Origin of the sequence: Holdemania sp. 1001095H_141210_F2 (genome assembly GCF_015558105.1) — a bacterium.
Lineage (GTDB): Bacteria > Bacillota_I > Bacilli_A > Erysipelotrichales > Erysipelotrichaceae > Holdemania.
In genome coordinates this window covers 1-13,184 of sequence record NZ_JADNPO010000033.1, presented here as the reverse complement: position 1 = coordinate 13,184, position 13,184 = coordinate 1, and the positions used below count along the sequence as shown (strand labels likewise).

Annotated in this window: 12 protein-coding genes; 4 read left to right on the top strand and 8 right to left on the bottom strand. The window is 52.4% G+C overall.

The genetic code is table 11. The features are described 5' to 3' along the window. Positions 1-391: 391 nt before the first annotated feature. From I2G61_RS14190 to I2G61_RS14170, 5 genes are all read right to left on the bottom strand, one after another. Positions 392-1,546, bottom strand: a complete 1,155-nt coding sequence (locus tag I2G61_RS14190) for a winged helix-turn-helix domain-containing protein (RefSeq protein ID WP_159432753.1) — start codon at positions 1,544-1,546, stop codon at positions 392-394. 73 nt (positions 1,547-1,619) lie between these two features. After that, positions 1,620-1,889: a DUF1294 domain-containing protein gene (locus I2G61_RS14185; protein WP_072683706.1), complete on the bottom strand. Its 270-nt coding sequence runs from the start codon at positions 1,887-1,889 to the stop codon at positions 1,620-1,622. Beyond that, positions 1,886-2,941 (bottom strand): Xaa-Pro peptidase family protein, encoded by a 1,056-nt coding sequence (locus I2G61_RS14180; RefSeq protein WP_083538438.1) that lies wholly within the window; start codon positions 2,939-2,941, stop codon positions 1,886-1,888. Before I2G61_RS14180 ends, I2G61_RS14185 begins: the two co-directional genes overlap by 4 nt. A 25-nt stretch (positions 2,942-2,966) precedes the next feature. Continuing rightward, positions 2,967-4,124: an A/G-specific adenine glycosylase gene (gene mutY / locus I2G61_RS14175; protein ID WP_072683708.1), complete on the bottom strand. Its 1,158-nt coding sequence runs from the start codon at positions 4,122-4,124 to the stop codon at positions 2,967-2,969. Between the two features lie 48 nt (positions 4,125-4,172). Next, positions 4,173-4,940, bottom strand: coding sequence for a YwaF family protein (locus tag I2G61_RS14170; RefSeq protein ID WP_072683709.1), 768 nt, complete (start codon positions 4,938-4,940; stop codon positions 4,173-4,175). A 248-nt stretch (positions 4,941-5,188) separates the two neighbouring features. Here I2G61_RS14170 and I2G61_RS14165 point away from each other — a divergent pair, with 248 nt between their 5' ends. Continuing rightward, positions 5,189-5,932: an NAD-dependent protein deacylase gene (locus I2G61_RS14165; protein WP_072683710.1), complete on the top strand. Its 744-nt coding sequence runs from the start codon at positions 5,189-5,191 to the stop codon at positions 5,930-5,932. Between the two features lie 112 nt (positions 5,933-6,044). Here I2G61_RS14165 and I2G61_RS14160 read toward each other — a convergent pair whose 3' ends face one another. After that, positions 6,045-6,626, bottom strand: coding sequence for a hypothetical protein (locus tag I2G61_RS14160; RefSeq protein ID WP_139248566.1), 582 nt, complete (start codon positions 6,624-6,626; stop codon positions 6,045-6,047). Between the two features lie 174 nt (positions 6,627-6,800). Beyond that, the gene (locus tag I2G61_RS14155; protein WP_083538440.1) at positions 6,801-8,213 is read right to left on the bottom strand and encodes a polysaccharide deacetylase family protein; all 1,413 of its coding nucleotides are present in this window, start codon (positions 8,211-8,213) and stop codon (positions 6,801-6,803) included. 483 nt (positions 8,214-8,696) lie between these two features. Here I2G61_RS14155 and I2G61_RS14150 point away from each other — a divergent pair, with 483 nt between their 5' ends. From I2G61_RS14150 to I2G61_RS14140, 3 genes are read left to right on the top strand one after another with little or no spacing between them, the layout of a single operon-like run. Next, positions 8,697-9,167 (top strand): MarR family winged helix-turn-helix transcriptional regulator, encoded by a 471-nt coding sequence (locus I2G61_RS14150; protein WP_072683713.1) that lies wholly within the window; start codon positions 8,697-8,699, stop codon positions 9,165-9,167. A 3-nt stretch (positions 9,168-9,170) separates the two neighbouring features. After that, entirely contained in the window at positions 9,171-10,931 is a 1,761-nt protein-coding gene (locus tag I2G61_RS14145) for an ABC transporter ATP-binding protein (protein WP_195548376.1), read from the top strand. Then, positions 10,918-12,570 carry an ABC transporter ATP-binding protein gene (locus I2G61_RS14140; RefSeq protein WP_072683715.1) on the top strand — a complete coding sequence of 551 codons (1,653 nt, stop codon included), beginning with the start codon at positions 10,918-10,920 and terminating at the stop codon, positions 12,568-12,570. Before I2G61_RS14145 ends, I2G61_RS14140 begins: the two co-directional genes overlap by 14 nt. 319 nt (positions 12,571-12,889) lie before the next feature. Here I2G61_RS14140 and I2G61_RS14135 read toward each other — a convergent pair. Then, on the bottom strand, positions 12,890-13,184 hold a 295-nt coding region (locus I2G61_RS14135; protein ID WP_229100770.1), incomplete at its 5' end, for a hypothetical protein.

Genomic DNA, 13,184 nt, shown 5'->3' with positions numbered 1-13,184 from the left:
ACATACAACCGGGATTTCCCAGCATTGAAGCCTTCTGTCAAAGCGCAAACCTGACGTTTGCGTTTTTATTTTGGACGCTATCGCCGATCTTCACTTTTTGGACGTTATCACAGATCTTCACTTTTTCTACGTTATTGCCGATCTTCACTTTCCTATCCACCGTAAGTCCTTCCTTTTTTGCCCTGCGCCAGCTTTGCGGCAGCGGCGAAGCTGGCGGCAGACTGGCTTTTAACCGCCGGGTTTTACAAATCGGACAAGGCCAAAAACGCATTGATAAGAAAAGAACGCAAAAAAACAGCCGGGTCCGTCATTTTCAGGAAACCGGCTGTTCGTTTCTTCTTAAAATCCGCCGCATTCAAGCGTCAGGCCGTCATACTCAAGCCGCAAGGCATCAGGCTGCATTAGGCAAGGTCTGCGGTTGAATTTCACAGACATAATATTGCAGCTTTGCCTGATCGGCCGGATAGCGCTTATGGAAACGCGTACAAATCCGCTGCGCCGCGATCTCGCCGTCTTCCTGCCGCCGCAGATTCATCATCACCGCGTACTGACTTCTGGAAATCCGGCAGAAAATATCGCTGCTGCGCAGTTCGCTTTCCAACACCCGGCTCAGATATTCCAGCTGATCGTTTTCCGGCTGCGCGCCTTTAATGCTCCGCAGTTCCATCATCATCAGATAGAAGCTGTCCCGTGACCGTTGAATTTCCCGCACCCGCGCCTGATACAGCTTTTGAAAAACGGATCGATCGCAGAAAAACGCCAGCGGTTCGCTGATATCCTCGTTCAGGGAAGAAACCAGTTCCTCCATCGTCACCGCTTCGCCGTTTTCCACGCTGATAAAATAGATCAATGCCTGCGACTTGCCCTGGAATTCAATTCCATACTCCTTCCGAAACGCCGCCGCGACCTGTTCATAATAATGAATCGCTTCGTTGTATTGCCGCTGTCGGATCATCACCCGGAGCATCAGATAGTTGACCTGATCGTTAAACGGTTCGACTGCCAAAAGCGCCTTGTATAAATTCTGCGCTTGTTGAACCAGCTCGTTCTGTTCCAGATCCTCCGCGATTTTATCGGTGATGTTCAGAACTTTCTGCCACTGTTTTTCCCGTTCCTCCACAATCCACGCGTCTTCCAGATCCGCTAGAAATTCGCCCTGGATTAAGCTCGTCAACGTTTTGGCGTCGCCGCAGTCGGGCCGCAGCGCAATCTTGTCCAGATGCGCAATATCCAGATCGAAATCCGCCGACGGATTCAATCGGTAACCGCCCCGGACGGTCTGGATCCAATCCCGGCCGCCTCCGCCCGGCAGTTCTTCCAGCGCTTTGCGCAAGCGGAAAATGGCGAACTTCAGCGCGTTCAGCGGATTCCGGCTGTCCGGCCAGAATACTTCAATTAACTGTTCCTTGGTGATGGCCCGGTCGCGGTGAAGGATCAAATAGGCGAAAATGGAAGCGATCTGCTTTCCCATTGAAGCCCCGAAGTTGATTTCCTTTCCCCGCACCCGAAGCGTAAACTTTCCCATCATCGTGATTTTCCACTTCATGTTCATCCACGTGTACCTCACATTATCATCAGTGTAACAAATTTTCCGGCAAATGAGAAATACAATCTCAAAATTATTTGAGGTTAGCCAGAATCACGGCCGCGGCGATCAGATTTTCAAGCCCCGCCAGAACTGCAATCCGGACAAACGAAGGTTTTGATACCTTGTGATGAGCGATGATCATGCCTGCGGCCAGCCCCAGTGCGCCGCCCAGAAAAGCGAGCGTAAAAAACACCCTTTCAGGAACCCGCCAGCGATGGGTGCGGGCGCAGAATTTATCCCATAGACACAACACGATTTCCGCCAGGTTCACAAACCAGAAGGCATAGAAGCCAAAATTCATAACACCGGCTGATCCTTCGGATCATGGTTGAGTACCTCGCAGCCGTCACTGGTCACCAGCACAAGGTCCTCAATCCGTACCCCGCCGACACCCGGCAGATAGATCCCCGGTTCAATCGAGAAGCACATGCCTTCCTCAACGACGATCTCATCGACCGCGCTGACGTCGAATGGTTCATGCACGCTTAAACCGATCCCATGTCCGGTACGGTGGATGAAATATGAACCATAGCCCGCTTCCTCAATCACCTGACGGCAGGCCCGGTCAATGTCGCAGAACCGCACGCCCGGCTTCACTGCCGCAATTCCCGCCAGATTCGCCCGCCGCACGGTCTCATAGACCTCTTCCATTGTGTTCTGCCCGACGAAGTATGTCCGCGTCATGTCCGAACAATACCCTTCAAATTGACAGCCCATGTCGACGATCACCGACATGCCTTCTTCTAAAACCTTATCTGACGGCACGGCATGCGGATCGGCGCAGTTTTCCGCAAACGCGACGATCGTGTCGAAGGACGGATCGCTGTCCGCCAGTTCCCTGAATGCCGCGTTGATTTCCTGTTCCAGCTGCTTCTCACTCTTGCCCACCTGAATCAGCTCGCGCACCCGTGCCATGACTTTATCGTTATTCAGCGAAGCCTGGCGCATCTTTGCCTGCTCGGACGGATCCTTAACGCTGCGGATGCGGTCGACAAGATTACCGTCGACGATTTCCAGATCCGGGCGCAGCGCCATCAGACGGATCAGAAAGCCTGCGGACCAGAACTTGTCGATCCCGACCTTCCCGCTTAAGAATTGGGAAACGACCTGTACCCCATCCTCGGTATCGTTGTAGCGGACAAGCTCAAAGTCAGCCTGAGGGGTCATCGGAAACAGCTCGTTAAGCACCAGCTTCGGCAACCCTTCCGTCGTAACGACTAATGCGATCAGCCGTTCGCCGCAAGAGAAGCGGCGCCCGATAAAATATTCGACCGCGCTGTGATCGGAAATCACACAAGCACGCAGCCCTTCCTCCTGCATTTTCTTTTGAAGTCGTTCTACCCGTTCTTTCATGATGTTTTCCTTTTATCCTTTCTTTTTACTTCGTTTCAAACCGGGAGCAATCCGGTTTCTGTCTTTCTGCAAGCACTGACGGCTCTTCCGCCAAGAGCGGCGCTTGTTTCCTTACGGCGATGTCTTCCGCATGCGACTTGAGGGACGCCGGTTCCGCTTTCTCTGGCGTTGATCCGGCTTCCTCGGCCAGAACCACGTTGAGCCATTTGCGGTGGGCTCCGACGATCGGTATCGTGTCCAGCTGATCTTCAGCGATCCAGAAGCAATGCTCCGGCAGCGCTTCGTTGACCTGATTGTTCCATTGTCCGCGATAACATTCCATATTCCACACACGATGGGAAAACACATGCTTGCGCCGTCCCTTATAATCGAGCTGATCCGTGAGTTCCAGCGGCACCGCGCTTTGCGGCAGACGGTACAGTCCTTCCATCAGCCCGTCCGACCAGTCGTCGCTCAGCAGAATCTGATGTTGATCGTTCTCGATCCAATACGTATACAGCTGCAGTTCCAGCGGCGGTTTCGCCTTTTTCTTGACTGGGTATTGACGCCAGCTGCCATCCTGCCCCGCGCCGCACATCGGCGCTAACGGACAAAGCAGGCACTGAGGATTTTTCGGCGTGCAGACCAGCGCGCCGATCTCCATCATCGCCTGGGTAAACACCGCGGGATCGCTGCCCTCCATCCAGTCGTACACCTGACGCCAAACAAAATCAACCGTCGTTTTCTTCGTGATATCCTCGCCATATCGGAGCACGCGCGTCGTCACCCGCAGGACGTTGCCATCGACGGCCGGTGCGCGCAGGCCGTAAGCGATGCTGCCGATCGCCCCGGCAGTGTAAAAGCCAATCCCGGGTATCGTGCGCAGCTGTTCGACATCGGCCGGCAAGATTCCGCCATAGCGCCCGGCCACAACCTTCGCGCCCTCATGCAGCTTGCGCGCCCGGTTATAATAGCCTAACCCCTGCCAACCATGCAGCACATCTTCTATCGGCGCCTTGGCTAACGCTTCCACGGTCGGCCAGCGCTCCATCCAGCGCCTGTAATACGGAAGCATGGAATCGATCCGCGTCTGCTGCGCCATGATCTCGCTGACCCAGATTGCATAGGGATCACGGGTCTGGCGGAATGGCAGCTCGCGATGATGGATCTTATACCATGCGCATAGTTCTTCCTGAAAATTCATTTTCTTCACCGCGCTTATTGTACCGTGTTTTCCGTTAAAACTCAAACTTCACGCAGCAGGATTGGACGTTTGTTTCCGACGGATCCGCCGCCACAGTCCGTGAATGATCAAGCCGCCGGCGATCATCGCCAGAAAATAACAGAAATTCCCCGCCGGAATCCCCCAGAGCCGGGCGATCTCGCGAAATACCAGCTGGGTATTGGCAAGCTTGGGTGAGAGATAAAACATCGACAATTCACCATATCGGGAAAGGACAAGGTTCAGGATTTCCGCGATCCCCGTAAGTCCTGCGAGCAGTCCGAGCATTTTCACCGCGCCCCAAACATCATCCTCCATCGCTGCGCTGGTTCCGCACAGAATGCCGATAACGATCAGCAGATCGTGCCACAGAAACGAGAACAGCGTCAGAAACACATACCGGCTCATCATATCGGATGGATCAAGATATACGGCAATTCCGCCCAGCAGTGCATAATTTGCCAGAAATGTGATAATCGTTTTCCGCCTTTTTTTAAGCAATGGCAGAAGCAGGCAGAGATACATCGGCATGCTGCACAGCTGAAACGGGAAGTACCACCAGTTATAGACGCCCTGATCGACGATCAGAAAGCGGAACAGCTGCTTGAGAACTTCCCCGCTTGCCAACAGAACGCCGAGACAGAATAACAGCTTTTGTCTGCGGCTTTCATTCATCCCCCGCAGCCGCCACGCGCCAAGCGCAAACACTACCGTCACCCCGATCATCGCCGCATGAAAACTTCCATAAGGCACAGGAGCCTCCATCATTAAGCCCGACTTCAGATAACCAGCGCGCATAAGCATCCCTTCTTCGTCTTTATTATAACGCGCGGGTCAAACCGTGGTAAAATAGAAACAGGTTCGAAAGAAACAGTTCGGTTTTCCAAAAAAACGATCCCCGTCAAAAGTGTAAAGCAATCCGGGCGCGGACCGAAACGAAACCCAAACGAAACCGGAAAAGCTTGAAAACTCGATTTAAAAACAGGATCATGAACAAAAATCATAAAAAAAATCTGCAAGCGATTTAGAAAAAGGAGTGGATCATCATGGAAGAAACGCTGCAAACGCTGCAAAGCATTCTTGATCAGGGCCGGCGCATTGTCTTTTTTACCGGCGCGGGCGCGTCCACGGAAAGCGGCATCCCGGATTTCCGCAGCGTCGATGGACTGTATCGCCAACAGTACGATTACCCGCCGGAGGAAATCATCAGTCATCATTTTTTCAAGGCGAATCCAAAAGAGTTCTACCGGTTTTACCGCAGCCGCATGCTTTATCCCAACGCCCGGCCCAACGCCGCTCACCGCTTGATGGCCGAGCTGGAAAAAACCGGCCGATGTCTGGGCGTCGTGACGCAGAATATCGACAATCTGCATACCCTCGCCGGCAGCCAAAACGTCGCGGAGCTGCACGGCTCAATCATGCGGAATTACTGCGTGCACTGCCATCATGAGGAAGGTCTGGATTTTATTCTGAATACGAAGGATCTGCCGCGGTGTCCGATCTGCGGCGGCCTGATGAAACCGGACGTCGTTCTGTATGAGGAAGCGCTTGACGAATCTGTCATGGACAAAGCGTTAACCTGGATCCGGCAGGCGGACGTATTGATCATCTGCGGCACTTCGCTGGCAGTCTATCCGGCTGCCGGGATGGTGCGGTATTTCACCGGCGATCAACTCGTCGTCATCAATAAGACGGCGACGCCAATGGACGATAACGCCGATCTTTGTATTCAGGCGCCGCTGGCGGAAACGCTGGGCCAGATGCACGTTGAATCAACAAACCATTCCTGAAAAGGACTACGGGGATCGCGTTCCGCAAGTGAATCCTGCAGGATGGCTTTTACCTTTATACCGCAGTGTCCGGCAGGCTCCCTCATGGATTCAACTTAAAAGGAATTCCCGTTCAATTCGTGGAATTCCCTTTTTGTATTTGTCGAACGATCTTTCGGACTTCTGCGACCACCTGTTCCTCAAGCGCAGCGATCTCGCTGGAGCTGAACGGCCGCGCCTCCCGCCTTCCCCAAATTGAAGTCGCGGCGGCATAATAAAGTCCCTCCACCTGAAAATAAGCGATACTGGAATAAGCAAAACTCCCGGTGTCCCCGGTATGGAAATCAGTCTCAACAAGTTTAACGAGCACCTCGGTATCCTTCTCCAGAAAGCGCGTCGTGGCAACGGTTTTATCTTGAATTTCCAGAATTTTTCTCAGAATATAGCTGTGAAACTGAGGCGTGCTTGAAACTTCCAGATTGATGTAATCGTAAAGTTCATCCGGATCCGCGGTCAGGTTCTGAATGCTGAACACCTTGTTCGTCTGAAAATGCAGATGCGGAAGATTGAAGAACAGTTCGTAAAGCTCGTTCGCTTGTTCCAAATCGAAACTTGATTCGATCTGAGCTAATGTAACTGCCGGCGGCGTAAACAACGGATAAAACAGAACGATAGCGAAGCTCAAAGCATACGCTGATCGCCATCTTTTCTTCATCATTGCGTCTCCTCCTCAGTTCAATGGCCGATCGCAATAAACAACAGCCCTTGACAGCTAAAACTTTGTTATCTGGATAAAGAATCTTCCTTCTAAAGAATCTTCCTTTTAAAAACAACGGGTTTGTTCCGCCCGTTGTTGTGTGGTCGCTGTGTTTCAAAAAATAACCTGGCTTTAATCCTTCACGTCATAAGCACTGAAGACGCGCTGGCCATTGTAAACCTCGGTGCCCCTGGCCTGCAGCATTTCATCGACGGTGACCAGCTGATAACCCGCGTCGATCAGCTGCGGAAGCAGCGATTCGACCGCCGTCACCGTTTCCGCGTGAATGTCATGCATCAGAACGATCGAGCCATCCTTGACCGCGGCCATGGTATTCTCCACCGTCTGCACCGGGTCGAGGGTTTTCCAATCCAGCGTGTCGATACTCCACATGATTAACGGATAAGCGGAGTTTTCTTTCACCGTTGCGTTCGCCGCGCCGTAAGGCGGCCGGAAATGCTTGATCGTATACTGCCAGCCGGTCAGCTCCTGCACCAGTTCGGTCGTGCGGTTGAGCTGAAATAACAAATTGTCGCCCTTCAGCTTTGTCAGCTTCGGATGATTGTAGGAATGGGAAGCCGCCTCGCTGGCGGAGTTGATGACCATCAGTGTGGTTTCCGGATATTTCTCCACCCGCATGCCCTGCATGAAGAACGTGGCGGCGGAGTCGTAATGCTGCAGAAGATTGATCAGCTGCGGCGTGTTGGTCGGATGCGGCCCATCGTCGAAGGTCAGCGCGACCATCGGTTTATCAGGATCGATCACCCGCGGCGCAATCCGGACGTTATTTTCCGGCAATGTACCCTGCCCGAGATCCAGCAGGAAATGCTCGCCCAGATTGGATACCGGAAACTCCCAGCGGTAGGCGTTTTCTCCCAGTTTGCCCGCTGGAAAATTGAAGATCAACGTGCCATCCCGCAATGTAAAATCCGCAAAATTGCCAGAATCCCAGGCCGTCGCTTCAATCAGCGGCAGCGTGTAGGCAGTCTCTTTCCAGTGATCGTCTGCTTTCAGCTGAGCCCGCAGATTCGCCGACAGCCATTTCAGCGCGTCTTCATCGAATAATGACGAAGAATCGATCCACTGATGTTCGCTTAAATCATACAAATACGACTGCCGTTGTTCCTGTACCGTTTCATTTTCATTCCGTGAAATCGTATATTCCAATGACACATAACGATCCTGATTCACATTCATCTGATAATCCGCCTTGATCATCAACGGTTTCTTTTCCTTTTGATAGCCCTCGGTCTGCGTCTTCAGGTCGTTGAAAAGCGTCTCGGCGTTGTGCGCCAGTGCTTCTTGAAAGGTACTGTCGGCACTTTGCGGATAATAGACCGCAAGCAGAACATCCTTGCTTTTATCCTTCAGTTTCTCCGAGGAAGAGATCTGCGGTTTCAGAAATGACGGCTCGCGGTTTGTCAGAAGCCAGGCCCCTCCGGCTCCGATCAAGACCAGCGCGGCAATGGCGATCACCATCAGAATCGCCAGATTTCCTTTATTAATCCGGCGTCCTCTTTTTCTTCTTCTATTCTGTGTTTTCATTCTATCCAATCGTCCTTTCCGTACGATAGAAAATTTCTACCCCTTTATAAGATCATTGAAAAGCGCAGAAAGTTTAAATTTTCCGCTTTCTTTTTTATTGTCGTCCACTTTTCGGCTTGTCAGACATTTTTCAAAATTTGAACTGTCTGTATGTTCATTTTAGCTAAAATCATTCGGGAACTCAATGACAACGACTTGACGAAGTCTTACAAATTCATGACGGAAATCGGACTGATCTGATTCGCGCTGATTTCAGGTTTTGACGATTTCCCAAATTTCACAAAGTGGAAACAAAAAATGACGCAGCGCGGCGTCGGACTGGCATTTTTAAATTGACATCGAAAATCAGAGGGGTTATCATCAATTTAGATGTAGTATCATCCATTTTTTACTTTTCCGTGTTTATCTTATTTGCTTTTCTGCGTTTTCCATTCGCATCCAGCACATTCACAATCGTTATGAATATAGAAAGGAGTTCTGATCATGGATCAAACAGCTCGAAAAATAACCAAAATCGCCCGCGAAGTCCGCAAGTTCACCACCCGTTCGTTAAAAGCAGAAGGTCTCGGAGCGGCGGAACTGGATTTCATTCACATCGTTCGGAAAAATCCCGGCATCACTCAGGCGGGCGTCCGCAGCGTGCTTGGAATTGACAAAGGGGCCTGCGCGCGGCGGGCGGCCAATCTCGAACAGAAAGGCTATCTGATCCGGACTTTGGATCCTGACGACAAGCGGGCCCGACGCTTAATGGCCACGGCGAAGGCAGATGCTCTAAAGCAATCCAAAGCCGCGATTGAAGCCGAATTTTACGCCTGGCTGCTGGAAGAGTTCAGCGAAGCGGAAACGGAGGTCTTCGTCAGCTTGTTAAACCGGCTGTATCTGCGCTGCAAAAAGGAAAGCCAAGCTGGATTTCCACATGTGAGCCAGCGGCTGGATTCCCCGAAGGAGGACTGATCCATGACGCACAAATCAAAGGCGCAGCGCCGGCCTGATCGGCTGAGCACCTATTTTTACCAGGAGCGGGGCGTCCTGGCCGGCGTCGCGTTTTCCGGTATTCTTTACAACCTCGGACTGACGGCCGGGCCCTTTTTTGAGGGACAGCTTACCCTGTGTCTGACGGCGGTTCTGGCGAAAGAAAAAACCGGGGCCGATATGGCGGGATTGGCGCTGGCGTATCTGGCGGTGATCCTGATCGTCCAGGGAGCGCGTTGTCTTAAGCGGTTCGGGGTCCGGCGTTTTGCCAATGATACAGCCCGTTCGATGCGGCGGGTGCTGTACCGCAATCTCGTTTATCAAAATCCCGCCGCTTTGAGTGCAGATGAGGCCGGAAGCCTGATGACCAAGGCCATCAGCGACGTCGACGCGTGCGCCGAAGGCATGCGCAAATTTACGACGGAGGTGTTCGATACCGGCGTGGTCATGATCGCCTATCTGGGAATGTTGCTGATTTACGACGTTCGGCTTACGCTTTTAGCCTGCCTGTTCATGCCGCTGGCCGCCTTTTTGGCGGAGAAATTGAAACATCCGATCACCCGCAGCGCAGCGGCTTACAAAATCAGCGTCAGTCAGCTTAACACGATGATGCTCGATCGGGTGAGCAATGCGCCGACCTACCGTGTCTTCGGCTGTGAAAATCAACGGAATCAGGCAATCGGAAAACAACTGGCCGTCGTTGAAAAAAACGCCGTCGTTTCCAATGTCTGGGAAAACGCGATGCAGCCGCTGTACAACATCATCGCGATGATCGGCGTCCTGTTTGTGCTGATCCGCGGCGCGCAAAACATGTTGGGCGTTGGCTGGGCCGTCTGGGATATCGCCGCCTTTACAACTTATCTGGCCTGTTTTACCCGGCTGGCATTAAAGAGTTCACATGCCGCCAAGCTGTTCAATGCGGTTCAGAAAGCGAAGGTATCCTGGCAGCGGATTAAGCCACAGCTGCAGCCGGTGATCCTTCCTGATTCAACCCTGCCGCCCGCTGTCGGCCCCGTCGAGTTAAAAATTGAAGATTGTACCTTCGCTTATCCCCATCAGCCGCCGTTGTTTGAGCATCTGACGCTGCAGGCTCAGGCGGGACAGATCATCGGGGTCACCGGTCCTCTGGCTTGCGGAAAGTCAACGTTGGGCCGGTTATTCTTAGGCGAACTGTCCTACGCCGGCAGTCTGCAGATCAACGGTCTGGAAATATCGCAGCTCAACAACGCGCAGATCAGCCGGCTGGTCGGTTATCTGGGCCATGCCCCGCAGCTGCTCAGCGACACGATTGAAGAAAATCTTCAGCTTGGCGAGAATCTGGACTGCATGTCCTGGTTAAAGCTCACCGCGCTGGACGCAGAAGTTACCGCGATGCCCAAAGGGCTTCAGACTCGAATCAGTGATCAGGGGACGCGTCTGTCCGGCGGTCAGCAGGCCCGCCTCGCTCTGGCGCGAACCTTGGCCCGGCCTTGTCCGGTGCTGGTGCTCGACGATCCGTTTTCCGCCGTCGATCCCGCCACGGAAGCTGAAATTCTGCGCAATCTGCGCATGCTGGCCCAAGACCGGGTCATATTGCTGATCTCCCATCGTCTGATCCATTTTGCCCAGTTTGATCAGGTGCTCTGGCTGGAAAACGGCACTGCCCGAGTCGCCGATCCCACGACGATGATGGCGGAGAATCCCGCTTATGCCCAACTGGTTGAAAAGCAGCAGAAGAAAGCAGGCGCCGACGATGAAAAAGAATAACGCTTCCCTGACGCTGAAAGCCAGCGTCAGCACCGTGATCGTCCAGCAGCGCCTGTTCCTCTCGCTGCTGGTAATCGTGATTCTGGCCGGGACGGGCGCCGCCCTGCTTCCGCCGTTGGTGCTCGAGCAAATCGTCAACCGGCTGACCCATCGGCAGTCCATCGGTTTTCCGCTGGCGCTGGCATATTTTCTATTTCTGGCGCTGGCCGGCGCGCTGGAATCTCTGCAGACGGCGCTGATCACCCGGACCGGACAGAAAATCACCCGGCAGGTTCGTCAGGATCTGTGTGCCAAACTCGATACTCTGCCGGCTGCCTGTTTTGCGCGTGAGGATCCGGGGAAAACCGTTTCTCTGTTGGTTAACGATGTCGATGCGCTGAGCGCGCTGTTTGACGACGGCGTCCTCAACATGGCTGCCGACAGCTTGAAAGTGATTGGAGTTTTGATCATGATCTTTACCCGCAGCCTCGGATTGGGTTTGATTCTGATCGTGATCACACCGTTGTTGTTCGCCCTGACCCGACATTTTCAAAAACGGATGCTGCAGGCTCAGAAAACAAATCGGGCGGCGATCGCGCAGGTCAACCATCTCGTTCCGGAAACGTTGAACTGCCTGCGGATGATCCGCTCGCTGAACAAGCAGGAAATGATGGAAAAGCGGTATGACCGGCACTTGCAGCAAAGTTATCAAAGTCTGGAAAAAGCGAATTTCTATGATTCCGTCTACTCGCCGATCATCGTTTTCAGCAGCAGCGCCGTCGTCGCCGTCATGATGATCCTGGCGACACTGTCCGGCGGCTGGCGCTCATTATTCGGCATGTCGGTGGGTTCGGCAGTGGCGGTCACCGCCTATGTCGGCAAGATTTTCACACCCCTGGAAAACATCGGCATGGAAATTGAGAATATTCAATCAGCGGTTGCCGGCATTCAGCGGATCGAAGCTTTCTTCCGCCAGCCGCAGCGGAATCTGCCGGATGCAACGCTGACACTTTCCACCCTGCCGGCCGGCGAACCGGCGCTGGCGCTGAATCACGTTACCTTCGGTTATGAAAAGGAAGAAACCGTCCTGCGTGATTGTTCGTTTCGTGTTGAACAAGGGGAAACGGTCACGCTGGCCGGACGAACCGGCGCTGGAAAAACTACAATTTTTAAATTGATCCTTGGTTTATATTCTCCTCAGCAGGGATCCGTTACGATTTTCGGCACCCCAGCCGATCAGATCAGCGATCGTCAGAAACGGCGATTGTTCGGTTATGTGGAACAAACGTTGCGGCCGGCCAGCGGCACGGTCGGCGATCAAATCTCCTTGTTTGATGAAACGATCACCGCCGATCAGATAGCCCATGCTGTGCGGTTAGTCGGTCTGGACTCGGTCATCGCCCAGCTGCCGCAGGGAATGGCAACGCCCTGGGATCCGGCGCTCTTTTCTCAAGGTCAGCTGCAGCTGTTAGCGATCGCCCGGGCCGTAGCGGCCGATCCGCGCATCCTGCTTCTGGATGAAATCACCGCCAATCTGGACAGCGGTACAGAAGCGTTAGTCATGGAAGCGCTGCGCCGGGCTTCTGCCAACCGCACTGTGATATCCATTTCTCACCGTTTATATCAACAAAATAGAAATGGCAGACTGATTTCCATTTAGAAAGTGCCGCTTTCTTTTCGATCCCACTGCGATAGTTTTTTGTAAGTACAGGATAAACAAAAACGCCGCGTGTTTCAACTTCTCCTGATTTCAGATTTTTCCATGATTTAACGACAAACTCCCGCTCTCATGCGGGAGTCAGTGTAATCTTGGTTTATGAATATTGATGATGAGAGAAATTCTTACACGCTATGAATGAGCGGCTCTCTACAACCAGATTCAGCTAAATCAATATCGGCTTATTCTTGTGCAGCGCTTACCTGACTGATTTTTTCAGTCTTCGCCTTATCATCCTTTTATTGTCAACACTGGATTCCAATCAATCATGAGAAAAAGAGAACTGAGTATTATTAATGGTCCGATTCTTTAAATCAGAAAGCTTTTTAAGCTGATCATGAAAATCTTCCAGCGTATTAATCTTATATAAAACATGGACGATCTGATTGATATCTTCTTCCGTTAAGTTAGATAAACACGCCTCATCTGTTTCCGTCAACGCTAATTTCTGATTTAATACATCCTTCAGCAATAAGATTTTCCCTTTCCGCATCCCTTTTTCTATGCCTTTTTTATACACCGTCTTCTCATCCATCTCGTCGTATTTCATCCGCATC

What these genes read in the sequence shown, in the direction of transcription:
- I2G61_RS14180 (WP_083538438.1), bottom strand. Translation starts at nt 2,941, where the DNA reads ATGAAAGAACGGGTAGAACGACTTCAAAAGAAAATGCAGGAGGAAGGG.
- I2G61_RS14160 (WP_139248566.1), bottom strand. Translation starts at nt 6,626, where the DNA reads ATGAAGAAAAGATGGCGATCAGCGTATGCTTTGAGCTTCGCTATCGTT.
- I2G61_RS14190 (WP_159432753.1), bottom strand. Translation starts at nt 1,546, where the DNA reads ATGAAGTGGAAAATCACGATGATGGGAAAGTTTACGCTTCGGGTGCGG.
- I2G61_RS14170 (WP_072683709.1), bottom strand. Translation starts at nt 4,940, where the DNA reads ATGCGCGCTGGTTATCTGAAGTCGGGCTTAATGATGGAGGCTCCTGTG.
- mutY (WP_072683708.1), bottom strand. Translation starts at nt 4,124, where the DNA reads ATGAATTTTCAGGAAGAACTATGCGCATGGTATAAGATCCATCATCGC.
- I2G61_RS14150 (WP_072683713.1), top strand. Translation starts at nt 8,697, where the DNA reads ATGGATCAAACAGCTCGAAAAATAACCAAAATCGCCCGCGAAGTCCGC.
- I2G61_RS14165 (WP_072683710.1), top strand. Translation starts at nt 5,189, where the DNA reads ATGGAAGAAACGCTGCAAACGCTGCAAAGCATTCTTGATCAGGGCCGG.
- I2G61_RS14155 (WP_083538440.1), bottom strand. Translation starts at nt 8,213, where the DNA reads ATGAAAACACAGAATAGAAGAAGAAAAAGAGGACGCCGGATTAATAAA.
- I2G61_RS14145 (WP_195548376.1), top strand. Translation starts at nt 9,171, where the DNA reads ATGACGCACAAATCAAAGGCGCAGCGCCGGCCTGATCGGCTGAGCACC.
- I2G61_RS14185 (WP_072683706.1), bottom strand. Translation starts at nt 1,889, where the DNA reads ATGAATTTTGGCTTCTATGCCTTCTGGTTTGTGAACCTGGCGGAAATC.
- I2G61_RS14140 (WP_072683715.1), top strand. Translation starts at nt 10,918, where the DNA reads ATGAAAAAGAATAACGCTTCCCTGACGCTGAAAGCCAGCGTCAGCACC.